Origin of the sequence: Pseudomonas sp. TNT2022 ID1044 (assembly GCF_028656895.1) — a bacterium.
In the GTDB taxonomy this organism is placed as follows: domain Bacteria; phylum Pseudomonadota; class Gammaproteobacteria; order Pseudomonadales; family Pseudomonadaceae; genus Aquipseudomonas; species Aquipseudomonas reinekei.
This window is the reverse complement of record NZ_JAMDHB010000028.1, coordinates 62,430-86,516: the sequence shown is the minus strand read 5'-3', so window position 1 is coordinate 86,516 and position 24,087 is coordinate 62,430. Positions and strand designations below refer to the sequence as shown.

General features: G+C 59.6%; 21 protein-coding genes. 13 read left to right on the top strand and 8 right to left on the bottom strand.

The annotated features are described in order from the left end of the window. Window positions 1-33 precede the first annotated feature (33 nt). Window positions 34-2,838 carry a DNA polymerase I gene (polA, locus tag M5G20_RS27775; protein WP_273921820.1) on the top strand — a complete coding sequence of 935 codons (2,805 nt, stop codon included), beginning with the start codon at window positions 34-36 and terminating at the stop codon, window positions 2,836-2,838. Between the two features lie 323 nt (window positions 2,839-3,161). Here the strand turns inward: polA and yihA are convergent, their stop codons facing one another. After that, the gene (gene yihA / locus M5G20_RS27770) at window positions 3,162-3,806 is read right to left on the bottom strand and encodes a ribosome biogenesis GTP-binding protein YihA/YsxC (protein ID WP_273921819.1); all 645 of its coding nucleotides are present in this window, start codon (window positions 3,804-3,806) and stop codon (window positions 3,162-3,164) included. A 191-nt stretch (window positions 3,807-3,997) separates the two neighbouring features. Between yihA and M5G20_RS27765 the strand changes: the two genes are divergently transcribed. The 7 genes from M5G20_RS27765 (at window position 3,998) to M5G20_RS27735 (ending at window position 11,306) form a co-directional block, all read left to right on the top strand. Beyond that, a complete protein-coding gene (locus tag M5G20_RS27765; protein WP_046818664.1) occupies window positions 3,998-4,288 on the top strand; it encodes a c-type cytochrome in 291 nt (96 codons plus the stop codon). Window positions 4,289-4,334: 46 nt separating this feature from the next. Further along, on the top strand, window positions 4,335-4,964 hold the full coding sequence (locus M5G20_RS27760; RefSeq protein WP_273921818.1) for a c-type cytochrome: 630 nt from the start codon (window positions 4,335-4,337) through the stop codon (window positions 4,962-4,964). A 200-nt stretch (window positions 4,965-5,164) separates the two neighbouring features. Continuing rightward, complete coding sequence (locus M5G20_RS27755; RefSeq protein ID WP_150733981.1) at window positions 5,165-5,806, top strand: thiol:disulfide interchange protein DsbA/DsbL; 642 nt, start codon at window positions 5,165-5,167, stop codon at window positions 5,804-5,806. 14 nt (window positions 5,807-5,820) lie between these two features. Further along, a complete protein-coding gene (locus M5G20_RS27750) occupies window positions 5,821-6,699 on the top strand; it encodes an endonuclease/exonuclease/phosphatase family protein (RefSeq protein ID WP_075946899.1) in 879 nt (292 codons plus the stop codon). After that, entirely contained in the window at window positions 6,696-8,732 is a 2,037-nt protein-coding gene (locus tag M5G20_RS27745; RefSeq protein WP_273921817.1) for a diguanylate cyclase, read from the top strand. Before M5G20_RS27750 ends, M5G20_RS27745 begins: the two co-directional genes overlap by 4 nt. Before the next feature lie 104 nt (window positions 8,733-8,836). Further along, on the top strand, window positions 8,837-9,616 hold the full coding sequence (locus tag M5G20_RS27740; protein WP_273921816.1) for an N-acetylmuramoyl-L-alanine amidase: 780 nt from the start codon (window positions 8,837-8,839) through the stop codon (window positions 9,614-9,616). Between the two features lie 76 nt (window positions 9,617-9,692). Then, window positions 9,693-11,306, top strand: a complete 1,614-nt coding sequence (locus M5G20_RS27735) for an EAL domain-containing protein (RefSeq protein WP_273921815.1) — start codon at window positions 9,693-9,695, stop codon at window positions 11,304-11,306. Window positions 11,307-11,309: 3 nt separating this feature from the next. On the opposite strand, the gene M5G20_RS27730 is transcribed toward M5G20_RS27735, so the two are convergent. Both M5G20_RS27730 and algB read right to left on the bottom strand, forming a co-directional pair. Further along, a complete protein-coding gene (locus tag M5G20_RS27730) occupies window positions 11,310-13,100 on the bottom strand; it encodes an ATP-binding protein (protein WP_273921814.1) in 1,791 nt (596 codons plus the stop codon). A 10-nt stretch (window positions 13,101-13,110) separates the two neighbouring features. Continuing rightward, window positions 13,111-14,457 (bottom strand): sigma-54-dependent response regulator transcription factor AlgB, encoded by a 1,347-nt coding sequence (algB, locus tag M5G20_RS27725; protein WP_273921813.1) that lies wholly within the window; start codon window positions 14,455-14,457, stop codon window positions 13,111-13,113. 379 nt (window positions 14,458-14,836) lie between these two features. Between algB and M5G20_RS27720 the strand changes: the two genes are divergently transcribed. The 5 genes from M5G20_RS27720 (at window position 14,837) to M5G20_RS27700 (ending at window position 19,289) form a co-directional block, all read left to right on the top strand. After that, entirely contained in the window at window positions 14,837-15,124 is a 288-nt protein-coding gene (locus tag M5G20_RS27720; RefSeq protein WP_273921812.1) for a hypothetical protein, read from the top strand. Between the two features lie 69 nt (window positions 15,125-15,193). After that, window positions 15,194-15,358: a DUF1328 domain-containing protein gene (locus M5G20_RS27715; RefSeq protein WP_003170804.1), complete on the top strand. Its 165-nt coding sequence runs from the start codon at window positions 15,194-15,196 to the stop codon at window positions 15,356-15,358. 2 nt (window positions 15,359-15,360) lie between these two features. Next, window positions 15,361-15,825: an inhibitor of vertebrate lysozyme family protein gene (locus tag M5G20_RS27710; RefSeq protein ID WP_273921811.1), complete on the top strand. Its 465-nt coding sequence runs from the start codon at window positions 15,361-15,363 to the stop codon at window positions 15,823-15,825. A gap of 712 nt (window positions 15,826-16,537) precedes the next feature. Beyond that, window positions 16,538-17,869: a glutamate/aspartate:proton symporter GltP gene (gene gltP / locus M5G20_RS27705; protein WP_075946908.1), complete on the top strand. Its 1,332-nt coding sequence runs from the start codon at window positions 16,538-16,540 to the stop codon at window positions 17,867-17,869. Between the two features lie 190 nt (window positions 17,870-18,059). Beyond that, the gene (locus tag M5G20_RS27700; protein ID WP_273921810.1) at window positions 18,060-19,289 is read left to right on the top strand and encodes a nucleoside recognition domain-containing protein; all 1,230 of its coding nucleotides are present in this window, start codon (window positions 18,060-18,062) and stop codon (window positions 19,287-19,289) included. Window positions 19,290-19,377: 88 nt separating this feature from the next. On the opposite strand, the gene M5G20_RS27695 is transcribed toward M5G20_RS27700, so the two are convergent. The 5 genes from M5G20_RS27695 to M5G20_RS27675 are packed head-to-tail and all read right to left on the bottom strand — an operon-like array spanning window position 19,378 to window position 23,972. Then, window positions 19,378-20,004 carry an ABC-type transport auxiliary lipoprotein family protein gene (locus tag M5G20_RS27695; RefSeq protein ID WP_273921809.1) on the bottom strand — a complete coding sequence of 209 codons (627 nt, stop codon included), beginning with the start codon at window positions 20,002-20,004 and terminating at the stop codon, window positions 19,378-19,380. Beyond that, window positions 20,001-20,939 (bottom strand): MlaD family protein, encoded by a 939-nt coding sequence (locus M5G20_RS27690; protein WP_273921808.1) that lies wholly within the window; start codon window positions 20,937-20,939, stop codon window positions 20,001-20,003. The genes M5G20_RS27695 and M5G20_RS27690 overlap by 4 nt, the downstream gene beginning before the upstream one ends. Before the next feature lies 1 nt (window position 20,940). Next, window positions 20,941-21,744, bottom strand: coding sequence for an ABC transporter ATP-binding protein (locus M5G20_RS27685; RefSeq protein ID WP_273921807.1), 804 nt, complete (start codon window positions 21,742-21,744; stop codon window positions 20,941-20,943). Beyond that, window positions 21,741-22,889 carry an ABC transporter permease gene (locus M5G20_RS27680; RefSeq protein ID WP_273921806.1) on the bottom strand — a complete coding sequence of 383 codons (1,149 nt, stop codon included), beginning with the start codon at window positions 22,887-22,889 and terminating at the stop codon, window positions 21,741-21,743. The genes M5G20_RS27685 and M5G20_RS27680 overlap by 4 nt, the downstream gene beginning before the upstream one ends. 54 nt (window positions 22,890-22,943) lie before the next feature. Then, on the bottom strand, window positions 22,944-23,972 hold the full coding sequence (locus tag M5G20_RS27675; protein ID WP_273921805.1) for a DUF5924 family protein: 1,029 nt from the start codon (window positions 23,970-23,972) through the stop codon (window positions 22,944-22,946). Between the last annotated feature and the right edge of the window lie 115 nt (window positions 23,973-24,087).

The window sequence follows — 24,087 nt, the reverse complement described above, 5'->3', positions numbered from 1 at the left end:
GCGCCGGACCCGCCGAAAAGGTTGATCCTGCTCATGAGCCAAGCCCCCCTCGTCCTGGTGGACGGTTCTTCTTACCTGTACCGCGCCTTTCACGCACTGCCACCGCTGACCACATCCAAAGGCCTGCCGACCGGTGCGGTCAAGGGCGTGTTGAACATGCTCAAGAGTCTGCGCAAGCAGTACCCGGACAGTCCGTTCGCCGTGGTGTTCGACGCCAAGGGTGGGACTTTTCGCGATGACATGTACGCCGAATACAAGGCCAACCGTCCGAGCATGCCCGATGACATGCGCGTGCAGATCGAGCCGCTGCACCAGAGCGTGATCGCCCTGGGCTTCCCGCTGTTGTGCGTCGAAGGCGTCGAGGCCGATGACGTGATTGGCACCCTGGCCCGCAGCAGCGCCGCGGCTGACCGTCCGGTGATCATCTCCACCGGCGACAAGGACATGGCGCAACTGGTCGATGGCCACATTACCTTGGTCAATACCATGAGCGGTAGCAGCATGGACGTGGAGGGCGTGAAGGAGAAATTCGGCGTCGCTCCCGAGCAGATCATCGATTATCTGGCGCTCATGGGCGATTCGTCCGACAACATCCCGGGCGTTCCGGGTATTGGTCCGAAGACCGCTTCCGGCCTGCTGGTGGGCGTGAATGGCGGTCTGAACGAGCTCTACGCGCAGCTCGATATCGTGCCGACGCTGCCGATTCGCGGTGCCAAGACCCTGCCGGCCAAGCTCGAAGAGCACAAGGAAATGGCATTCCTGTCCTACCAGCTGGCGACTATCAAAGTCGACGTGCCGCTGGATATCGGCCTGGACGACCTGAAAATGGGCGCGGAAGACCCGGCGAAACTTTACGAGCTGTACAGCCTGCTGGAATTCAAGAGCTGGCTGAACGACCTCGATCGCGACGCCAAACGCCTTGAGCTGAGCAGTGCCGCCGAGCCTGCGCCGGCTGCGGACCTGTTCAGCGCACCCGAAGCCGAAACACCGGCCGCCGCTGTAGAAGCAGCTTACGAAACCATCCTTGATCAGGCGCGCTTCGATGTCTGGCTGGAAAAACTGAACAACGCCAAATTGTTCGCCTTCGACACCGAAACCACCGGCATCGACGCTCAACAGGCGCAACTGGTGGGCCTGTCGTTTGCAGTGCAGACCAACGAAGCGGCCTACATTCCACTGACCCATTCCTACATCGGTGTACCCGAGCAACTGGATCGCGACACTGTTTTGCGTGCGCTCAAGCCGATTCTCGAAGACCCGAACAAACTCAAGGTCGGCCAGCACGCCAAGTTCGACATGAACATCCTGGCCAACTGCGCCATCGGCGGCGATCAAGCGAACGGCATCACCGTGCGTGGCATCGCGTTCGACACCATGCTCGAATCCTACGTGCTCAACTCCACGGCGACCCGCCATGACATGGACAGCCTGGCGCTGAAGTACCTGGGCCACACCACCGTGAGTTTCCAGGACATCGCAGGCAAGGGCGCGAAACAGCTGACGTTCGACCAGATTGCCCTGGAACAGGCCGGCCCGTATGCCGCCGAAGACGCAGACATTACTTTGCGTCTGCATCAGGCACTTTTCGAAAAGCTCAACACGATCCCGAGCCTCGCCCGTGTGCTGACCGACATCGAAATGCCTCTGGTGCCGGTGTTGGCGCGCATCGAACGCCAAGGCGCGTTTGTCGATGCCGCCCTGCTGGGCGTGCAGAGCATCGAGTTGGGCGACAAGATGGTCGCGCTGGAGCGCGAAGCCTTCGAGATCGCCGGCGAAGCGTTCAACCTGGGCTCACCGAAACAACTGGGTGTGATTCTCTACGAGAAACTCGGCCTGCCGGTGCTGAAGAAGACCGCCAAGGGCCAGCCATCCACCGCTGAAGAAGTGCTCGCCAAGCTGGCCGAGGATGACTACCGGTTGCCAAAAGTGCTGATGGAATACCGTTCCATGAGCAAGCTGAAAAGCACCTACACCGACCGCCTTCCGGAGCAGATCAACCCGCGCACCGGCCGGATTCACACGTCGTATCACCAGGCTGTGGCGTCCACCGGTCGTCTGTCTTCCAGCGATCCGAACCTGCAGAACATCCCGGTGCGCACCGCCGAGGGGCGGCGCATTCGCCAAGCTTTCGTGGCCCCGACCGGCTACAAATTGCTGGCGGCGGACTATTCGCAGATCGAGTTGCGGATCATGGCCCACCTTTCCGGGGACGAAGGCCTGATGAACGCCTTCCGCCACAACCTGGACGTGCACACCGCCACGGCCGCCGAGGTTTTCAAGGTCGAATTGACAGAAGTGACCTCCGATCAGCGCCGCAGCGCCAAGGCGATCAACTTCGGCCTGATCTACGGTATGGGAGCGCAGAAACTCGGCAAGGACATTGGTGTCGATACCAAGACAGCCAAGGCGTATATCGACACTTACTTCGCCCGCTACCCGGGTGTTCGCCAATACATGGACCGCACCCGCGCGCAGGCGGCGGAGCAAGGGTTTGTAGAGACTTTCTTCGGGCGACGCTTGTACCTGCCCGAGATCAACTCCAACAAGCCGCAAGAACGCGCCGCTGCAGAGCGCACGGCGATCAACGCACCGATGCAAGGCACGGCGGCAGACATCATCAAGAAAGCCATGGTGGCGGTAGATGAATGGTTGGCTTCGTCTGGCCTCGATGCCAAGGTCATTTTGCAGGTGCACGATGAATTGGTTCTTGAGGTGCGTGAAGACCTGGTCGACCAGGTCAGCAACGAAATTCGTGTGCACATGAGCGGCGCCGCGCAGCTCAATGTTCCGCTGCTGGTGGAAGTTGGCGTAGGCAATAACTGGGATGAGGCTCACTGAGCCGATTGAAATAGAGCCCTTCTGCCGCGGCATAGTGCCGCGGCAGAAGGGTCGAAGGGCGCTTAGTCCGGAAAATGCTTGGGGTTATTCCAAAGGCATTTGAAAAAAATCTGAACTAATCTGGAGAAATGCCACTCAGAGATACTGAATGGCTGGTGAAGCCCTTCGATGCTCCTATGTTGTGTTAAGTGTTGGCAGATATCTGGACCCCGCCCTAGCGGTCTAGAACTTGAACCCCGGAACTTCCCCCTCCCCATAAGAAGTCCGGGGTTTTTTTTGCCCGCAGAAAACTGCCTGAGCGCGCGCCAGGCAGTATTCGACGCTTACTGAGCCTCGATCTCGGAACCCTTGTCCGCCAGCTCCATCCAGCCTGCCAATACCGTGTAGGCTTCTTCCAGGCCCATGCGTTTTGGCGCCGAGAAGAGCTGGATCGTCACCAGATCGCCCCAGCCCTTGCGGATTTCCGACTGCACCTTGAGCAGCGTGTTCTTGGCAGCGCCGTAGGTCAGCTTGTCGGCCTTGGTCAGCAAAATGTGCATCGGCATGCCCGCGGCCACGGCCCAATCGAGCATCAACAAGTCGAAGTCGGTCATTGGATGACGGATATCCATCATCAGAATCAGACCTTTCAAACTCTCGCGACCGCCCAGATAGGCTTCCAGGTGACGCTGCCAGTGTTGCTTGAGCGGGATCGGTACTTTTGCATAACCGTAGCCCGGCAGGTCGACCAGACGGCGTTCATCGTCTAGCTTGAAGAAGTTCAACAGCTGTGTGCGCCCCGGGGTTTTCGAGGTGCGCGCCAGGCTGGCGTGGGTCAGGGTGTTAAGTGCACTCGACTTGCCGGCGTTGGAACGCCCGGCGAAGGCGACTTCGAAGCCTTCGTCATCCGGACATTGGTCGACTTTGGCGGCGCTGAGCATGAAGGTGGACTGTTGGCACAGACCGAGGATGGGATTCTTGAGTTGCATGGGATTTCCGATGTGGGCGGCGCCAGGAATGGGTCCGGCAAGCAGTGTCGCTTCCGTTTCAGTGACGCCAGTATATAATGCCGCAGATTTTGTGTGCGCTTTGTCCCAACGCAGGATGAAGTTCACGGGAGCGATAGACCTTGATTGCGCATTAGAACGCAGAACGCTCTCAACCCTGAAAAGGTCGTTTTATGACGAAATGGCTGCTAGCTGCCGGTGTCCTGATACCGCTTTACAGCGCTCAGGCTACACAGGATCCGGAAGCTGTGTACAACCGTGTTTGTGGTGCCTGTCATTCCGGCCAACTCCCCATGGCGCCCCGCAAAGGCGATCAGGAAGCTTGGACGCCGAGGTTGGCGAAAGGTATGGAGACGCTGGTGCAACACGTGACCCAGGGTTTCAAGGCGATGCCGCCGCGTGGTTTGTGCATGGACTGCAGTGCCGAGGATTACCAAGCCATCATCCAGTGGATGAGCGAGTAAACCCGGTCCATAACTCTTTAACCCTTAGCCGTAGTTGGATTAGCTGATGAACAAATTGATCGTGAGTCTGCTGTTGACCGTGGGGATCTCCGGCGTTGCCTATGCCGCAGGTGAGCCGGTAAAACCTGGTGACGCCGCCGCAGGCCAGGCAAAGGCCGCCGTCTGCGGCGCCTGCCATGGTCCGGATGGCAACAGCATGGCGCCAAACTTTCCAAAGCTGGCCGGGCAGGGTGAACGCTACCTGACCAAGCAGTTGCACGACATCAAGTCGGGCAAGCGCACCGTTCTGGAAATGACCGGCCTGCTGACCAACCTGAGTGATCAGGACATGGCAGACATCGCCGCCTACTTCGCCAGCCAGAAAGGCAGCGTCGGCGCCGCCGACCCGAAAGTCGTGGCTCGCGGTGAAGCCCTGTTCCGCGGCGGCGACCTGGCCAAGGGCCTGCCATCCTGCACCGGCTGCCATTCGCCAAACGGCGCAGGCAACGCGGCAGCCGGCTTCCCGCACCTGGGTGGCCAGCACGCTCAATACATCGCCAAGCAACTGACCGATTTCCGCAAGGAAGAAGGTGGCCGCACCAATGATGGCGATGCGATGACCATGCGGACCATCGCCAAGCGCCTGAGCGACGAAGACATCGCCGCAGTCTCCAGCTACATTCAGGGCCTGCACTAAGACCGGCGAATCGAGCGTTGTGCAAGGCATACATCTCTTGCAACGTTAACGCTCGATTAATCCGTCGCAGCAAGTATAAAAAGGGTGGCTTTGGCCGCCCTTTTTTGTGGCCGCTGCCGTTACACTACAGAACTCAGGCCCGCCAGAATCTGTCTGAAGACAGGTCGCGCGAGGCGATAAAATTTGTCCAGGAGTAAAGCATGCGTAATCTGATCATCAGCGCCGCACTTGTCGCTGCCAGCCTGTTCGGCATGTCTGCCCAGGCCGCCGAAGCCCCAGCCGCCCCTTACGTCGAACTGAGCAATCCGGTTCCGGTAGCCGTGCCTGGCAAGATCGAAGTGGTGGAGCTGTTCTGGTACGGCTGCCCACACTGCTACGCGTTCGAGCCGGTGATTAATCCTTGGGTCGAGAAGCTGCCTTCGGACGTGAACTTCGTTCGCATCCCTGCCATGTTCGGCGGTCCTTGGGACGCACACGGCCAGATGTTCCTGACCCTCGAAGCCATGGGCGTCGAGCACAAGGTGCACGCTGCGGTGTTTGAAGCCATTCAGAAAGAACACAAGAAGCTGACCGACAAGAACGACATGGCGGACTTCCTGGCCACCCAGGGCGTCGACAAGGACAAGTTCCTGGCTACCTTTGACTCCTTCGCCATCAAGGGCCAGATCAACAAAGCCAAAGAGCTTGCAAAGAAATATGAAATCTCTGGTGTGCCAACCATGATCGTCAACGGTAAGTATCGCTTTGACGTGGGTTCTGCCGGCGGCGCCGAGCAAGCCTTGCAACTGGCCGATAAACTGGTCGACCAAGAGCGAGCGGCTAACAAGGCTGCCGCCAACTAAGGGCAGCACCTGCCATGCGCCGCTGGGGTACTGAACGCGTCGTTGGCCTGCATGATCCGCGGGTCAACGAACATCATCTGGAATCGACGGGCTTGCCCGCAGACAGCCGTCTGCGCTTGCTCAGCTTCAATATTCAGGTCGGTATCAGTACCGAGCGCTACCGGCATTACCTGACCCGTGGCTGGCAGCATTTGCTGCCCCATACCGGGCGCGCCGACAACCTGCAAAAAATCGGCAATCTGCTGGGTGATTTCGATCTGGTCGCCTTGCAGGAAGCCGATGGCGGCAGCTTGCGTTCAGGCTACGTCAATCAAGTCGAACACCTGGCCCAGCTCGGCGCCTTTCCCTACTGGTATCAACAACTCAATCGTAATCTCGGACGCCTCGGCCAGCACAGCAATGGCGTGCTCAGTCGCCTGCGTCCGTGGGCGATCGAAGATCATCCGCTGCCCGGGCCGAAAGGTCGCGGGGCGATCCTGGTGCGTTTCGGCGAGGGCCCGGAAGCGCTGGTGGTGGTGATGATGCACCTGGCGCTGGGCGCACGCGCGCGCAGCCTGCAATTGGCCTATATCCGCGAAGTCATCGGTGGCTATAAACACCAGATCCTGATGGGCGATATGAATACCCACGCCAGCGATCTGCTGCAAAACTCTCCGTTGCGCGACCTTGGCCTGCTCGCCCCGCAACTGGAAGCGACATTCCCCAGCTGGCGTCCGCAACGCTGCCTGGACCACATTCTACTGAGCCCGAGCCTGACCCTGGAAAAGGTCGAGGTGCTGGCCCAACCCATTTCCGATCACCTGCCGGTCGCGGTAGAGATTCGTCTGCCGGGTTCGCTCACGGCCGATGCATTGCCCGCGTTGAGTCCTGCCCATCGCGGAACCCCTGAATGAGCGACGAAGCACAGCGCTGGAAAGAGAAATACCTCCAAAGCATCGAACACCAGGAAAAACTCGAACGCCGTTGGGATGCCCGGCTCGACTTGTTGCGTCGCGGACTTGTGCGCAGCACCCTGGCAGCAGAGGGCACCGATCGCGCCGTTGACCAATGCATGAAGGAAATGCGCGAAGTCGTGCGCACCGACGACATGGACGCCGGCCTCGCCGCCCTCCTCCCACGCCTGGAAAAAGCCGTGCTCGACTCCGAGCAACGTCGGGAAACTCGGGTCAACCAGACCAGCGCCGCGTTGAACGCACTCGTCACTCAGCTGCAAACGCTGCCGCTACCTCGTGAAGTAAGCCGGCCCCTCAAGAACTTCGCCAAGCAACTGGACAGCCGCGCCAGCCAGGCCCGCGAGATTCCATTGCTGCTCAGCGAACTGAGTGGCCTGCAGGGTAAAGCCCTGAGTCAACTGGACAACCCCACAGAACCGGATCGGCCAGGCTTGCTGCAGCGATTATTCGGGCATCGCGACGCGGAGGAACCACGCGTCACCCCCCCGGCCGACCAAGCCGCCAACGCGCCCCCTGCTGAATTAGTGGCGACGCCGAAGGTTGCGGTGCCCCCGGCAAACACCGGTGACTTTCCGTCCGTGGCCGAACCCATGCCTGTGGAATCGCCAACGGTCATTGATCCACAGCCACTCCCGACGTCGACAGTTCCCGTGGAACCCGTCGCCGTCGCACCGTTAGTTGCACCCATCACTGAATCGCACGAGGCACCCGAGGCCGATCGTGCAGTGGACGCTCAACAGCCTGAAGAGCCTCCGCCCGTTATCGTCGAGCCCGCGAGCCAGACTGAACCGGACATCAATCCGGACGAGCTGACCCCTGCTCCGCTACCCGAGGCACCTTCGCCACTTTCTGACGTCGCGACATCCGATGATCCCGAGCACCTCGGGCACGACATGTTTTACGCGCTACCGGATTCCCCCGAACCGTCCTACAGCTCGGTAGCCAGGCACATTGAAGAAACCCTGCTCGGCCTGCTTGACGATCTCACGCTACCCGAACGCCACCGCCCTCAAGCGGAATCGATGCGAGATCGTCTGAAAAACGGCTTGAACTGGTACGAATTACTGCCGATCCTCGACGACTTTGCGACATTGATGCTGGCGATCTCGGACAGCGGCCAGCACGAATTCGAAGCCTATTTGCTACGACTCAATGAACGCCTCGAGTCGTTCCAGAGCAACCTGCAAGCTGCCAGCGCCGATCATGCCGACAGCCGCTCGGCAGCGCATGCGCTGGATTCGCAAATACGCGAACAGGTCGACGGCCTGCAAACCAGCATGCACGAAGCAGCGGACCTTGAGGATCTCAAGCACGTTCTGGAAAACCATCTGGAAGGCTTGCTCGGCACCATGGACGAGCACCGCAAGCAACGCGACGAGCGCGAGCAGGAAGTGGCCGCCCGCCTGCAAAACCTGGCCGAACGGGTGGCGCATATGGAGCGGGAAGCCTCGGGTTTGCGCGAGCACCTCGAAGAACAACGTCAGAAAGCCTTGATCGACCCGCTCACCGGCCTGCCCAACCGCGCCGCCTGGGCCGAACAGCTGGAACACGAAATCGGCCAGTGGCAGCAACACGGCAATACCTTGATGCTGGCGATGCTCGACCTCGATCATTTCAAACGCATTAACGATAACTACGGGCACCTGGCGGGTGACAAAGTGCTGAAGATCATCGCCACGGTGCTGCGCAAGCGTCTGCGCGGGACAGACTTCATCGCCCGGTTCGGCGGAGAGGAGTTTGTTCTGTTATTGCCGTCCACAGTGCCGGCGGCCGCCCTGAAACTGCTGGAACACCTGCGGGCTTCCATCGAAGCCTGCCCGTTCCACTTCAAGGGCGAGCGAGTAACGATCACGATTTCCATAGGGATTACCGCATTCAAGCCCGGCGAACACAGCGATCTGGTGCTCAAAAGAGCCGATCAGGCGCTGTATCGGGCAAAAAATGCCGGACGTAACCGGGTAGAGCTGGGTTAAGCGGCAATTTGTTCCATTTTGTTTAAATGATCGCGATTGCCCGCGGCATGCAAGGCAGTACGTTACACTGTTGCATTACTGTCTTGCGTGTATTGCCTTTCGCCATGAAATATTTTGCCCTCATCGTGTCACTCATTGTCCTGGCCGGCTGTGCCAGCGGCCCCCGCTACGACACCCGTCACCCATCGGCCAACCACGACAGCCGCATCCAGTTTGTGGTGGTTCACTACACCTCCGCCTCAATGGAGCGCTCGCTGCAACTGTTGACCCACGGCGAAGTCAGCAGCCACTACCTGATCGGCGACGACAAGAACGCGACCATTTATAAGCTGATGGATGAAAACCTGCGCGCCTGGCATGCCGGTGAGAGTCAGTGGCAAGGCCGTACCTGGTTGAACTCAAGCTCGCTGGGTATCGAAATCGTCAACCCAGGCTTCAAGGACACCCCGACAGGACGCCTGTGGTATCCCTACACCGAAGCGCAGATCCAGTCATTGATCGTCCTGCTCAAGGACATTAGCCAGCGTTACAACATCAGCCCGCGCGGCATCATCGGTCATAGCGATATCGCACCACTGCGCAAACTCGATCCAGGTCCGCTGTTCCCCTGGAAACGCCTGGCTGGCGAAGGCATTGGCATTTGGCCGAACGAGCAGGCTGTCGCCCGGCAGCAAGCGCAATTCGATACGCAGCTGCCGAGCATTTCCTGGTATCAGGCGCAGTTGGCACGCATGGGCTATGAAACACCCCAGACTGGCGAACTGGACGTCGCCACACGGCATGTCCTTGCCGCCTTCCAAATGCATTTCCGCCCTACCCGCTTCGATGGTACGCCGGACGCCCAAACGGCAGCACTGCTACAGGTGTTGAACCAGACAAAATAATGACGCCCGCCCGACGGTCAGCGCGTTTTTTCCATCAGCAGCTATAACTCATTGGTAATTCGTCGGATATTCCACAATGCCTGCTGCTCGCGAGACATTCCGTAGTTGGTTCTTTCGCCCCTGGTTTTTGGCGATGCTGGCTGCTGTCCTGAGCGCGACGATGATGATGGCCGGCAGTTATTTCGTCGCCATCCACCAGCTCGAACAACAAGAGAGCCAGCAAATGAATGCCCAGGGCGAACGGTTTCTCGCTCGCCTTGAGCAGTTGTTCGGGCAATTGCGCGAGAGCCTCGACGACCTGGAGGCTCAACCGCTGCGAAGCTGCGATGACGAAATGATCGCCACGTTGCAGCAGGTCAGCTTCAACTATCGATTCGTATATGAAGCGGCCTATATGGACGACTTGCGAATCTGTTCCAATCGCCCACGACAGGTAGGCTTGTCGCTGGCCCGGGCACCGGACATCAAAGGGCCGACCTACAGCTACTGGTTGAACACCACCACCGAACCCGATGAGAACCGTGCCGCGCTGATGCTCGGGCGCGGCAATTTCCGTGTCGCGACGTCTCGCGGACACTTGACCGACATGGTCGACCTGTCACCGGGCAGCAGCCTGTTGGTGATCCTCGACCACGGCACGCGGGCGATCCCGGTACTGGGTGTTTCACAGGCGTGGCCACCCTCTGAAGCCTGGCCACCCAAAAAGCGCGACGCCTTGCAGGTCACGCATACCCGCCTGATTTACCGCATGCCCACCGATAATCCGGAATACCAACTGGTGCTGATCAGTCCGCGCAGCGGTACGCATATTCCGCCGGTGTGGTGGTGGTTGATTCCGGCTTGCCTGCTGCTGGCAGCCTGCGTCGGTTTCCTGGTGTTCCTGTTGGTGCGCCAACGGCAGTCCCTGGACGCCGAATTGACCGGCGCCATCCGCCGGGGCGAATTGCAGGTGCTGTATCAACCGATCTTTGATCTCGACAGCCGCAACTGCGTCGGCGCCGAAGCGTTGCTACGCTGGCGACGACCCGATGGCACCCTGACCAGCCCCGACCTGTTCATTCCAATGGCGGAGAACACCGGGCAGATCCGCCAGATGACTGACTTTGTCTTGCAACGCCTGCTGGAACAGCTCGGGCAACTGCTGCGGTCCAATCCGCAGTTGTACATTTCGGTCAACCTGGCGGCGTGCGATGTGATGGTCCCGCGCATCGGCCAAGTGATGGCGCGCTTACTGACGTTGCACCGGGTCGCCGCCAAACAGATTGCCTTCGAGGTGACGGAACGGGGCTTGATTGATGTGGTGGTGGCCCGGGAAAACCTGCAAGCCTTGCGCGATGTCGGGCATCAAGTGCTGATCGATGACTTCGGCACAGGCTATTGCAGCCTTGCCTACCTGCAAACCCTGCCGGTGGACTGCCTGAAAATCGACAAGGCCTTCATCGACGCGCTGGGCCACGACGCCGCCAGCAGTGGCGTGGCCCCCCACATCATTCATATGGCGCAATCTCTGCACCTGAAGGTGATTGCCGAAGGCATCGAACATGAATCACAGGCCGCGCTCCTGAGGAGTGAAGGCGTGAAGTTCGGACAAGGCTGGTTGTTCGCCCATGCCCTGAGCGCCGTGCAGTTCATCGAGCTGATTACCCGTGGTCGCCGCTTGGCCAGTCGGCGTCTGGATGACGAAGCGTAAAGCCTAAACCGACAGCGCCATGTAGAACTGGGTGCCCTGCCCCGGCCGTGAGTAAACGCCCATCCGGCCACCGTGCAACTGCACAATTTCCTTGCACAACGCCAGACCGAGCCCGGCGCCGCCTTTCTTGCGGCCCACCTGAACAAAAGGTTCGAAGATCCGTCCCTGTTGCCCGTAGGCAATGCCTTCACCGTTGTCTTCGACGCTGATGATCACCCGGTCGCCATGGCGTCTGGCCTGCAAACGGATCAAGCCGCCGACAGCGGTATGACGCAGCGCGTTGTCGATCAGGTTATCGAGCACCCGCTCCAATTGCGGTTGGTCGGCCTGCAAGCGCGGCAGTGGCGCCTGCACCTCAATCAACAGCTCGATGTCCTTCTCGGCAGCTGCACTGGCGAAGCGTAGCTGCGCCTGCTCCAGCAGATCCTCGATGGAGCATGGCGCCAACGTCAGTTTTTGCAGGCCGTTCTGGTAACGCGAGAAGTTCAGCAGGTCGTTGATCAACTGCATCAAGCGCTGCATTTCTTCGTTCACCGTGTCCAGCAGGTCGGCTTCACGGGAGTCCTGCGGGAAGTGCGCGCGCTCGCGGAACAGCCCGAATGCCATGTGCATGCCGGTGACCGGCGTGCGCAGCTCATGGGAAGCGCGTAACACAAACTCGCTGCGCACGCGTTCGAATGCACGCTGCTCCGTAACGTCATGCAGCACCATTACCGCGCCGAGGATATGGCCCTGTGTGTGGCTCACTGGCGTCAGGCTATAGGTCAATAACCGCGTCTCGCCATCGACCTCAATGCTCAAATCTTCCGGCGCCCGCTCCAGCGTGCCACCGCGCAGCACCAGTTGCAGCTGCTCGTCCAGCTCGGGACGCTCCAGCGCCGCGCCCAGGCCTTGGCCGAGTCGATCACTGTCCCAGCCCAGTTGACGCTGTGCGACCGGATTGAGGTGTTCCAGATGACCCTGACGGTCGATCATCAGCAAGCCGTCGTCGATGCTATCGAGCACCGCTTGCAAGCGTTGCTGACCGGCGAGCAGCTCATCGATATTGGTTGCCTGATGCTCGCGCAGCGCCTCGGCCATGATGCCGAAGCGCCGGGTGAGCTGATTGAGCTCGACAGCCGAAGACACCGGCAGCATGACGTCGAAATTTCCCTGCCCGATGTTGTCCGCCGCTTTTGCCAGCGCCTCGATCGGCTCGCCGAAACGCCGGGCGATGGCGTGAGCGGTAATGAAGCCGATGATTAATACCGCCAGGCCGACCAACCCGAGCAGGCCAGCAACCAGCAGCGCCCGCTCACGCGCCTTGCGCTCGGTCGTACCGATGTTATCCAGGGCGCGCTTATGCTCGTTGATCAAGCCATTGCGCAGCGCATTGAATCGCTCAGTGAGCTCATCGTTGCCGTACAGCACATGAGTAGTATCAGGCGACACTTCATAGGCGCGGACAAAGCTCAGGTAATCCGCCTTGGCTTTTTTGAATCCGTATTCGTTGCCAAGGCCCTCTGGTTCCCGGGCGATCCCTTGGTCCAGCAACTCGAAATAACGCTGCTTGGAGGCTTCGAAGGCTTGGGAATCGGGGCGCTCGCTAAGCATGATGACTAACTGATCGCCCAGCGTCTGGCGCAGTTTGATGCCCAGATCCAGGGTGACCAAGTTGTTGCGCACCAGTGCTTCCTGGTTTCCGGCCATCTGCATTACGCTGACCAGCCCCAGCATAAGCCCGAGCAAGGCTACGGTGATCAGCGCGGAAATGCTTAAAAACAGGCGGGTCCGCAACTTCATCGCCAGTTTCATCGGAGGCCGCTCACAAGTTGTACTGCTTGCGTTTGCGATACAGGGTCGATGCGTCGATGCCTAACGTCTTCGCAGCTTGATCCAGAGTACCGGCGGTGGCGAGAACCGCACCGATGTGGGCTTTTTCCAGTTCGTCCAGACTCAGCGCTGCGCCAATGCGCGGGGCATTGTTGACTGGCGTTTCGGCCATCCCCAGGTGAGTGATCTCGACGCGCTCCTGCGGGCAGATAATGCTCGCCCGCTCCACCACGTTGCGCAGTTCGCGGATGTTGCCCGGCCAACGGTAACCGAGCATGGCCTCTCGGGCCTCATCACTGAAACCCCGGGCCGGGCGCGCGTACTCTTTAACGAAACGGGCGAGAAAGCGATCGGCCAGGTTGAGGATGTCTTCCCGGCGCTCGCGCAGCGGCGGCAGGTGCAGGGTGATGACGTTCAGCCGATAGAGCAGGTCTTCGCGAAAACGGCCATCGCGGACCATGTCTTCCAGGTTCTGGTTGGTGGCGGCGAGGATGCGTACATCGGCGCGGCGGGTGACCGGATCCCCGACACGCTCGTATTCTTTGTCTTGGATAAATCGCAGCAATTTTGGCTGCAAAACCAGGGGAAAGTCGCCGATCTCGTCGAGAAAGAGTGTGCCGCCATCGGCCTGATTGACTCGACCGAGCGTACTCTCGCTGGCGCCGGTAAAGGCTCCACGACTGTGACCGAACAGCTCGCTTTCCATCAATTCAGCCGTCAGCGACGGGCAGTTGATGGTAATGCAGGACTTCTTGGCGCGTTTGCTCCAGCCGTGAATGGCTTGGGACAACTCACCCTTACCGGTACCGGATTCGCCGAGAATCAGGATATTGGCATCGGTGCCGGCCACTTGGCGCGCGGTTTCCAGTACCACTTTCATGGCCGGGCTATGGGAATCCAGCCCGTCTTTGGGTTTGCGAATCTCGCCTTCGAGCGCTTCCAGACGTGCCGACAACTGCCGCACTTCCAGCTGCTTGGCCGTGGCCAGACGCAATTGGTCGGGGCTGCACGGTTTGACCAGATAATCGGCAGCGCCGGCCTGAATCGCATCCACCGCGGTATCCACCGCCGAGTGAGCGGTGACGATCACTACCCGCATCCAGGGCGCTTGAATGCGCATCTGCGCCAGTACATCGAGGCCGTTGTCTTCGCCCAGACGCAAATCGAGGAAGCACAGGTCGAACACCTGACGTTGCAACAGTGCATCGGCCTGGGCGGCGCTGTTGGCGGTTGCGACGCTGTAGCCTTCGTCTTCCAGGCAGTATCTAAAGGTACGCAGGATGGCGGACTCATCATCCACCAGCAGAATACGGCCTTGATGCTCAGTGGCTGATTCCATTTTCCTACGCTCCTTAATGAATGATCTTGGTTAGTCCCGGAAAAATCGGGCAAGTTGCATGGTTTATTCTGATCTATTACTGCCATCCCAGGGTAGCTATCTGCTGCCGCCATGAGCTGCGTACTTTTCTGACAGTAACGCCCTTCTCTCAATTCAAAAATATTGCGATGACTTGCGATCAATCGTGCATTTCGCACGGGCGCGCAAAGGACCATCGTGCAGGATGCCGGCGAGCGCGTCTTTTCTGATTGCATAACTAATTGATTTATAAAGATTTTTTATCAACAAAAAAGCTGGCATGACGGCTGCAATAACCTGAGTAACGCAGGGCAACAACAACCGCCCTCAACCCGATACCCCGCGTGGGAGGAGCCTCAGGATGAATCGTCAACGTGCCGCCCAATTACGTGTCTCGCCACTGCATATCCAGCAAGGCTTGTTTTGCGTTTTTGCGCTGCTGGTCACTCTGGTCGCCGGCCAGCAATTCCTGAGCTGGGAGTTAAGCCAGCAGGAATCGGCGCCACGCGTGTCGTTTCAGCCCCCTACCCAGACCCATTTCAGCGCCGCCACCCGCGGTATGACTGACAGCAGCGCCATGCGAATGATGGACGTCGACCAGGCCCAGCCTGTGAATGAGATGCCACGTCAGGAGCGCTGGGTTTTCTGATTACACAAACTTGGCGCGTCCGATGCGCCGGGACAAGCACCTTTAAATAGAAAAGTAAGGAGAATCACCATGTTGAGCTGGGCAATCACGTTCCTGATCATTGCCATTGTCGCCGCCGTATTGGGCTTCGGTGGTATCGCGGGCACCGCCACGGGTATCGCCAAGATTCTCTTTGTCGTGTTCCTGGTGATGTTCATTGCTTCCTTCTTCTTTGGCCGTCGCGGCCGAGGCTGAATATGAGTCTTTCGTTAAAGACACTGGCAGCCGCCCTGCTACTGGGCGGTAGTGCCATGGCAATTGCTGCCAATGATGGGCAGGCACGGGTCAACGAGCTGCTGAACGCCGACCCGCAGTATCGGGACACCTGGCAAGGCGTCGTCAAGAAAGAGGAACGCCTGCCGGAATGGGTAATGAACCTGTCCGGCGATGCCGAACAAATGAATGCCGTTGAAGAGGATGGTGACAAGTATCTGGTAGGACCGCTGTGTGAATCACAGGCGACCTGCGCTGACAAACGCTTGATTGTCGCTGTCAGCTTCGACAAGAACGATGCTTACGCCATGCTGGTGGAGGTGCCTTCGGGGTTGCCTGCTGACAAGTCGCCAACCCGACATGCCAATTACCGTTTCCTCGGGAAACCGGACCAGGGCATGCAGGACTTGTTGATGGAACAACTCAAGAAAGATCCGAACTGGTATTGAGTTTCAGACTGTAGAAAGAAGCCTCGCTTCTTTCCATCTGTGCCACCTGAGGAAGGTTGGCGCATGACCAAGGGGTCGGGACGTTCTGCCTGTTTCAGGGGCGGAGTGACCTACGGGTACAGGGAGTACCTGCGCAAGGGCCGGGTCAGGAAAAGCTGCGACGCAAGTTCGCCGGTCACTGATGGCTCGACGGACTTGCGAAGAGCTTATTTACCCCAGGAAATGAATCAAAACGATCTCTGCCCGTTTTTTCGCAGACTCGAAAAGCCCCTGCCTGCTTTTTGAAAAAACGGTTCCTGTTGATTTTCCCCGACCGTATATCGAGAAATATTGTCAGCGCCTCGCCGTAAATCTGTTTCCTGCCTTGTAGGATTTTCCTGAAATCCGCCTCTAGATCAGCTGATCAAAAAACACACATTCCGCTCTGTGATGGCCGGTTCACGGCACTTATGCCTGCCGAAATGTCACATTCGAACCGATTGCGACGTCGCTAACAGCTAAAAGACCTCATGCCGATTCGGCATAGGGTAGTCGTTTACGGCATTAGACGTCGCTTCCTTGCATCGGAATAGTTGCGCCTTTTTTCGCCTGCCAGAGAGCCACTAACAAGCGCTCCGGGGCTCCTTATACGGGGGCAGATGCATCGACTTTTTCGCCACAAGCGAACCGGTTCTCGCACCTGCCCGAGTCAAACTGAAGTAAGGGTAAAGATATGAAGAAGGCAAAGCTTAGCCTCGCCTGGCAGATCCTCATCGGTCTGGTATTGGGGATTGCAATTGGTGCGCTGCTCAACCATTTCAGTGCCGAGAAAGCCTGGTGGATCAGCAACGTCCTGCAACCGGCAGGCGATATCTTTATCCGTCTGATCAAGATGATTGTGATCCCGATCGTGATCTCCTCGCTGATCGTCGGCATTGCTGGCGTGGGTGATGCGAAGAAGCTCGGCAGTATCGGCCTCAAAACCATCATCTACTTCGAAGTCGTCACCACCATTGCCATCGTTGTCGGCCTGCTGCTGGCCAACCTGTTCCATCCGGGTGCCGGCATCGACATGAGCACCCTGGGTACCGTGGACATTTCCAAGTACCAGGCAACCGCGGCTGAGGTGCAGCATGAACACGCGTTCATCGAAACCATCCTCAACCTGATCCCGTCCAACATCTTCGCAGCCATGGCGCGCGGTGAGATGCTGCCGATCATCTTCTTCTCGGTGTTGTTCGGTCTCGGTCTGTCGAGCCTCAAACCCGAGCTGCGCGATCCACTGGTAACGATGTTCCAGGGCGTGTCGGAAAGCATGTTCAAGGTCACCCACATGATCATGAACTACGCCCCAATCGGCGTTTTCGCACTGATCGCGGTAACCGTGGCCAACTTCGGCTTCGCGTCCCTGCTGCCGCTGGCCAAACTGGTGATCCTGGTTTACGTCGCCATCGCCTTCTTCGCCTTCGTGGTACTGGGTCTGATCGCCCGCCTGTTCGGCTTCTCGGTGATCAAGCTGATGCGCATCTTCAAGGATGAGCTGGTGCTGGCCTACTCCACTGCTTCCTCCGAAACCGTGCTGCCGCGCGTGATCGAGAAAATGGAAGCCTACGGCGCGCCAAAAGCCATCTGCAGCTTCGTGGTGCCAACCGGTTACTCGTTCAACCTCGACGGTTCGACCCTGTACCAAAGCATTGCGGCCATCTTCATCGCTCAGCTGTACGGCATCGACCTGTCGATCAGCCAGCAACTGCTGCTGGTCCTGACCCTGATGGTTACCTCCAAAGGCATCGCCGGCGTACCGGGCGTGTCCTTCGTGGTGCTGCTGGCCACCCTGGGCAGCGTGGGTATCCCGCTGGAAGGCCTGGCCTTCATCGCCGGTGTCGACCGCATCATGGACATGGCGCGTACCGCACTGAACGTGATCGGCAACGCCCTGGCCGTGCTGGTTATCTCGCGCTGGGAAGGCATGTACGACGATGCCAAAGGCCAGCGCTACTGGAACTCCCTGCCGCACTGGCGCAGCAAAGAGAAGCTGCCGGTTGGTGAAGTTTCCAGCAACTGACACCCTTTGCAGGAGCCGGCTTGCTGGCGATGAACGATCACGCGGTGTGACAGATACACCGCGGTGCACCAATCGCCAGCAAACCGGCGCCTACAGATGTGTAGCGTTTAGACAAACCCCGGAGAAATCCGGGGTTTGTCGTTTCTGACCACCCCGCTATCATTCGCGCATCTTTTGGGGGATTTGACTGATGCTTAATGGCCTGTGGCTTGGCTTCTTCATCGTGGCCGCGATTTCGGCGCTGGCGCAGTGGCTGATCGGCGGTAACGCCGGGATTTTCGCGGCGATGGTGGAAAGCATTTTCGCCATGGCCAAGTTGTCGGTCGAAGTGATGGTATTGCTGTTCGGCACCCTCACCCTCTGGCTGGGCTTTCTGCGAATCGCCGAGAAAGCCGGCATCGTCGAGTGGCTGGCCAAGGCCCTCGGCCCACTGTTCCTGCGCTTGATGCCGGAAGTCCCGCCCGGCCACCCCGCCATCGGCCTGATCACCCTCAACTTCGCCGCCAACGGCCTGGGCCTGGACAACGCAGCCACCCCTATCGGCCTGAAAGCCATGAAGGCCCTGCAGGAGCTCAACCCCAGCGCCACCATCGCCAGCAACGCGCAGATCCTGTTCCTGGTACTCAACGCCTCCTCACTGACCCTGCTGCCGGTGACGATCTTCATGTACCGCGCCCAGCAAGGCGCGCCCGACCCGACGCTGGTGTTCCTGCCGATCCTGCTGGCCACCAGTTGCTCGTCCATCGTTGGCTTCCTCGCGGTGGCGTTCATGCAACGCTTGCGCGTCTGGGACCCGGTAGTGCTGGCCTATCTGATTCCGGGCGCCCTGCTGCTGGGTGGTTTCATGGCGTTGCTGGGGACCATGTCTGCTGCGGCGCTGGCCGGTTTGTCGTCGATCCTCGGCAATTTGACGCTATTCGGACTGATCATGCTGTTTTTGATCATCGGTGCGATGCGCAAAGTGAAGGTCTACGAGGCGTTCGTCGAAGGCGCCAAAGAAGGCTTCGACGTGGCGAAGAATCTGCTGCCGTATCTGGTGGCGATGCTCTGTGCGGTGGGCGTATTGCGGGCGTCCGGGGCGCTGGATTTTGGCCTGGACGGCATCCGGCATCTGGTGGAGTGGGCTGGATGGGATACGCGTTTCGTCGACGCGCTGCCCACGGCTATGGTCAAGCCGTTCTCTGGCAGCGCCGCCCGGGCGATGCTGATTGAAACCATGAACACGTCCGGCGTGGACAGTTTCCCGGCACTGGTCGCGGCGACGGTGCAGGGCAGTACCGAAACCACGTTCTACGTGCTGGCAGTGTACTTTGGCGCGGTCGGAATTCAGCGGGCGCGGCATGCGGTGGGGTGTGCGTTGTTGGCCGAGCTGGCCGGCGTACTGGGCGCCATCGGAGTTTGCTACTGGTTCTTCGGGTGAATCCAACATTTATCGCCGGCAAACCAGCTCCCACAAGGACCGCGCAGTTTCAGTGGGAGCTGGCTTGCCAGCGATAAGGTCCGCACCTTCAAGGTTTCGCGGGAGGCTCGAGTTTTTGCCCTTGCGCAACCGCCCAATTCACCACCTGCGTGGTCAATTGATCACTGGCCAGGCCAAACCCGGCCACCACCGCCGGTACTTTCACATCGCTGAGTGGCTGGCGCACTTCAAAGCGGCGGCTGGCGAGGATGTGCTGGTCGTAGCTGCGCACCAGCAACGCATCCACGCGTACCACCACGCTGGCACTCGTGCCCTGGTATTCGGTCTGGAATGCTTGCAGGACGCCGCCCAGCTCCAGGTCCGTCTGGAAAATGCTGTCATCGGTGCTCAGCAGCGAGACGCGACCATCGCGCTGGAAACCATCGAGCAGGCGATTGCGCAATAGCACCGGTGCCGGATCGCTCCAGCGCGAGCCTTTATAGCTGCTGATAACGTCGCCTTGAGGGATGACCGCTATGTTCGGGCTGTTCAATGCTTCGCTCGCCTGCAGCTTGGTCAGGCGCAATGACCAGCGCTGCGGCGCGCCTTGACCGCCCGCCGCATGACTCTGGGCCGAAGGCAAGCGATAGACATCGAAGGGCTCGGGCTTGGGCAGGATCGAGCAGGAACTGATCAGCATGAAACCGGCGAGGAGGGCGATGAAGTGCAGCTTCATGGAGTGAATTCCTTGTGCTTGTCACTGCCGAGCAGGTAACCACTGGGGTTGGCCTCAAGACGTTGAGAGATGGCGCGCAGCGAGGTGAGGGTTTCGCGCAGCTCGCGTACCGCCGGGGCAAGACCGTTGAGGCCCTGCATGCCGTTGTTGATCGAGTCCTGATTGGCGGTCAGCAACGCGTTGATCGTCGCGCTGCTGTGTTCCAGCGACTTCATGGCCTGTTCGGCGCTACCGAACATCTGTTTGCCCTGATCGTTGAGCAAGCCATTGGCGTTGCGCATCAGCGCCGAGGTCTGTTCCATCATGGTGCCGGCCTGTTTACCGACCGTTGCCAGTTGCTGCATGGCCTGACGAATGTCGCCACGCTGCTCGGCAATCACACCCGTGGTTTGCTCCAGATGATCGAGAGTCTTGCTGATGCGCTCGATGTTTTCCGTGGAAAACATCAGGTTGGCGTTGTGCATCAGTGTGTTCACGCCAGTCAACAGGTCGTTGCTGTCTTCGAGCAGACGGGCGATGGGCGAGGGCGATGCAACTATCGTCGGCAGATTTCCGTCCTTGCCTTTGAGCGTCGGGCTTTGTGGTGTACCCCCGCTGAGCTGGATGATCGACGTCCCGGTGACACCGGTCAGCGCCAGTTTGGCCTGTGTGTCTTCCTTGACCGGCGTATCCCCACCCAAGCGAATCCGCGCCAAGACCCGGCGCGGGTCTTTGGGGTCAAGGCGCAGCGACACCACGTCGCCCACCTTGATCCCGCTGTACTGCACCGAACTGCCGTTGGACAAACCACTGACGGCCTCATTGAAGACGACCTGGTAATCCTTGAACTCGCGGTCGACGCTGGACTTGGCCAAAAACAAACCAAAAAGCAGGGCGCCCGCCACCACAATCACGGTGAACAGGCCGATCAATACATGATGGGCTCGGGTTTCCATGTCAGACCTCGTTGAGCTGTTGTGCGGCTGTCAATGCCGCGCGGCCGCGAGGGCCATGGAAGTATTGGTGAATCCACGCGTCGTCGGTTTCCGACACCTTGTCGATGGCGTCCGCCACCAGCACTTTCTTTTGCGCCAGCACCGCCACCCGGTCGGTGATGGTGTAGAGCGTGTCGAGGTCGTGAGTCACCAGGAAAACGCTCAGGCCCAAGGCATCGCGCAAAGTCAGGATCAACTGGTCGAAAGCTGCAGCGCCAATCGGATCGAGGCCGGCGGTGGGTTCGTCGAGAAACAGGATATCCGGGTCCAGCGCCAAGGCCCGTGCCAGAGCGGCGCGCTTGATCATGCCGCCGGACAGGGAGGCCGGGTATTTATCCGCCGCCGACAGCGGCAAACCGGCCAAAGCCAGTTTCACGGCCGCCAAATGCTCGGCATCGTCACGGCTCAGGCCGGCGTGTTCGATCAGGGGCAGGGCGACGTTCTCGGTCACGGTCAATGAAGAGAACAGGGCGCCTTTCTGGAACAGCACGCCGAAGCGCCGTTCAACCAGCGAGCGCTCGTGTTCCGGCAGGGTCGGCAGGTTTTGCCCGAACACCTTGACCAAGCCTTCGCTGGGCTGGCGCAAGCCGACAATGCTGCGCAGCAACACCGACTTGCCGCTGCCGGAGCCGCCGACCACGGCGAGAATCTCGCCCTTGTACAAATCCAGGTCGAGGTTTTCGTGCACGCTCTGACTGCCGAAGCGGTTGCACAGCCCACGGACTTCGATCACCGCCTCGGCGGGCGCTCGGGGTCGACGATTCACCAGCTCATCTCCATGAAAAACAGCGCGGCCACGGCGTCGAGCACGATCACCACGAAAATCGACTGCACCACACTGGACGTGGTGTGCGCACCGACGGACTCAGCGCTGCCGCTGACCTTGAAGCCTTCCAGGCAGCCGATCGCGGCGATCAGGAATGCGAAAATTGGCGCTTTGACCATCCCCACCAGAAAGTGCTGAACACCGATGTCCGATTGCAGCAGCGAGAAAAACATCGCCGGCGAGATATCCAGCGATACCGCACAGACCACGCCGCCGCCGACAATCCCCGACACCATCGCCAGAAACGTCAGCATCGGCAACGCGACCAGCAAGGCGAGGACGCGCGGCACGACCAGTAACTCCATCGGATCGAGGCCGAGGGTGCGGATCGCATCGATTTCTTCGTTGGCCTTCATCGAGCCGATTTGCGCGGTGAAGGCACTGGCGGTGCGCCCGGCCATGAGGATCGCGGTCAGCAACACGCCGAACTCACGCAGGAAGGCAAACGCCACCAGGTCCACGGTGAATACGCTGGCGCCGAACGTGCTTAGAACGGTTGCCCCGAGAAACGCGACGACAGCGCCCACCAGAAACGTCAGCAGGGCAACGATGGGCGCGGCGTCCAGACCGGTCTGCTCAATGTGCGCAACCATCGGCGTGATGCGCCAGCGTTTGGGGCGGAACAGGCCGCGGACGATGGTTTCCAGAATCAGGCCAACGAAACCCAGCAGTTGCAGAGTGTCTTGCCAGACCCTGTCCACGGCGCGACCAATACGGGTCAGCAGCTGAATGCCCACGCTGATTTCCGGCTCTTTGATCGGCACGCAGAAATCCGTCAGCGACTGGTAGACCGTTTGCAGCAACGCGCGGTCGGCAGAAGAGAGGGTGCAATCGGGGTGTTCCGCGGATCGGCCAAGGCGCTCGGAGCCCAGCAACTCCACCAGCAACGAAGCGCCGGCGGTATCGAGGGCGCCGAGGCCATTGAGGTCGATGTGGGTGCTCTCGTCGTATTGGCCTTCGAGCTTATCGCTCAGGCGCTTGAGGTCGGCGTAATGGGCAAGCGTCCAGTCCCCCGTCACCCGTATCTGAGCGGGAGCATGCGAGGTGTCCAGTTGGGCATTGCCGGCCATTGTGCTGCTGGTCATAAGCTCCGTGCTTTTTCCGCTATTACGCTGACCTACGTAATAGCACGAACTGCCTTACTTTTCTTTGACCGGTGTGCTGTTCGCGACCTTGAAGCGCAACACGCCAATCAACTGGCCGTCTTCAGTGAGCACCCGAACCTGCCATTTGCCCGCCGGATTGCCGGGGAAGTTCTGCTTGTGGGTCCAGGCCCGATAGCCTTCCTTGCGCCCACCGTGGATGTCCAGCGGGATGCGGTCGACCTCCTTGCCGTTGAACTGCCACACATGATAAATCCGCTCGTCGAGACCACGCGGCGCGTTGATCGCGGTGTAAGCGTACAAACCTCCGCCGCGGATCTGCTCGACGCTGACCTCATCGAGACTGGCGCCCGGCGTGCGATCCTGCATCTGTGTGCTGATGGCCACATCGGTCATCCACAGCGTCGCCGGCGGCACCCATGAGCGCAGCACCCAACCCATACCGCCGATGCCGATGGTGATACTTAGAATGGCCAGCGCATTGCGCACGGTACGGATCGGAAAGATCGACGCCAGGCTCGGGAACGACAACAGCACGGCGATACCCAGCGCCCATTTGAAACTTTGCGAGGTGGTCAGATGCATGATCACCGGCAACGCGGTGAGCAGGGCGGCGAACAGGGTCAGCGTATGCAGCGCGAGGAACGCCCAACGCCGCGGCGCCAGCCATTTGTAGTAAAGCGGGTCGACGATGGAAATCAGCGCGGCCATGCCCAGCAACCCGGTGAAGAAGAACTGGCCGCTGTTCCACGTGGTAGTGATGAAAAAGAACGGCAGGACAAAAAACAGGCTTTCCTGGTGGATCATCTGCGTCGCGTAACGCAGCAACGGTTGGGGAATTTCCCGTTTGAAAATCCGGGTGAACAGCTTGGTCAGGCTGTTTTCCAGCATCAGCCAGATCCAGCTGATCAGCATGATGGTGGTGATCCAGCTCGCCAGACCCTGTTGGCGATCCACCAGAATGAAGCTGCCGACCCCGGAAACAAAACCACCGAGCGCAATGACCCCGGGATAGCGCTTCATCAGTTCGAGGATGCGCTGTACGAAGAGGGTCAGGGTCGGCATTCGGCGGTTCACATCAGTCGTAGGAAAAATCCCTGACAGGGTACCGCTGGCGCGACGGCGTGGCGAGGGTAGCCGTCATTTCCGTCTTACACGTCCCTTCAGAGAGTAGTGTTTT

Coding starts and splice junctions, on each gene's coding strand:
- polA (WP_273921820.1), top strand. CDS start 34: ATGAGCCAAGCCCCCCTCGTCCTGGTGGACGGTTCTTCTTACCTGTAC.
- yihA (WP_273921819.1), bottom strand. CDS start 3,806: ATGCAACTCAAGAATCCCATCCTCGGTCTGTGCCAACAGTCCACCTTC.
- M5G20_RS27765 (WP_046818664.1), top strand. CDS start 3,998: ATGACGAAATGGCTGCTAGCTGCCGGTGTCCTGATACCGCTTTACAGC.
- M5G20_RS27760 (WP_273921818.1), top strand. CDS start 4,335: ATGAACAAATTGATCGTGAGTCTGCTGTTGACCGTGGGGATCTCCGGC.
- M5G20_RS27755 (WP_150733981.1), top strand. CDS start 5,165: ATGCGTAATCTGATCATCAGCGCCGCACTTGTCGCTGCCAGCCTGTTC.
- M5G20_RS27750 (WP_075946899.1), top strand. CDS start 5,821: ATGCGCCGCTGGGGTACTGAACGCGTCGTTGGCCTGCATGATCCGCGG.
- M5G20_RS27745 (WP_273921817.1), top strand. CDS start 6,696: ATGAGCGACGAAGCACAGCGCTGGAAAGAGAAATACCTCCAAAGCATC.
- M5G20_RS27740 (WP_273921816.1), top strand. CDS start 8,837: ATGAAATATTTTGCCCTCATCGTGTCACTCATTGTCCTGGCCGGCTGT.
- M5G20_RS27735 (WP_273921815.1), top strand. CDS start 9,693: ATGCCTGCTGCTCGCGAGACATTCCGTAGTTGGTTCTTTCGCCCCTGG.
- M5G20_RS27730 (WP_273921814.1), bottom strand. CDS start 13,100: ATGAAACTGGCGATGAAGTTGCGGACCCGCCTGTTTTTAAGCATTTCC.
- algB (WP_273921813.1), bottom strand. CDS start 14,457: ATGGAATCAGCCACTGAGCATCAAGGCCGTATTCTGCTGGTGGATGAT.
- M5G20_RS27720 (WP_273921812.1), top strand. CDS start 14,837: ATGAATCGTCAACGTGCCGCCCAATTACGTGTCTCGCCACTGCATATC.
- M5G20_RS27715 (WP_003170804.1), top strand. CDS start 15,194: ATGTTGAGCTGGGCAATCACGTTCCTGATCATTGCCATTGTCGCCGCC.
- M5G20_RS27710 (WP_273921811.1), top strand. CDS start 15,361: ATGAGTCTTTCGTTAAAGACACTGGCAGCCGCCCTGCTACTGGGCGGT.
- gltP (WP_075946908.1), top strand. CDS start 16,538: ATGAAGAAGGCAAAGCTTAGCCTCGCCTGGCAGATCCTCATCGGTCTG.
- M5G20_RS27700 (WP_273921810.1), top strand. CDS start 18,060: ATGCTTAATGGCCTGTGGCTTGGCTTCTTCATCGTGGCCGCGATTTCG.
- M5G20_RS27695 (WP_273921809.1), bottom strand. CDS start 20,004: ATGAAGCTGCACTTCATCGCCCTCCTCGCCGGTTTCATGCTGATCAGT.
- M5G20_RS27690 (WP_273921808.1), bottom strand. CDS start 20,939: ATGGAAACCCGAGCCCATCATGTATTGATCGGCCTGTTCACCGTGATT.
- M5G20_RS27680 (WP_273921806.1), bottom strand. CDS start 22,889: ATGACCAGCAGCACAATGGCCGGCAATGCCCAACTGGACACCTCGCAT.
- M5G20_RS27675 (WP_273921805.1), bottom strand. CDS start 23,972: ATGCCGACCCTGACCCTCTTCGTACAGCGCATCCTCGAACTGATGAAG.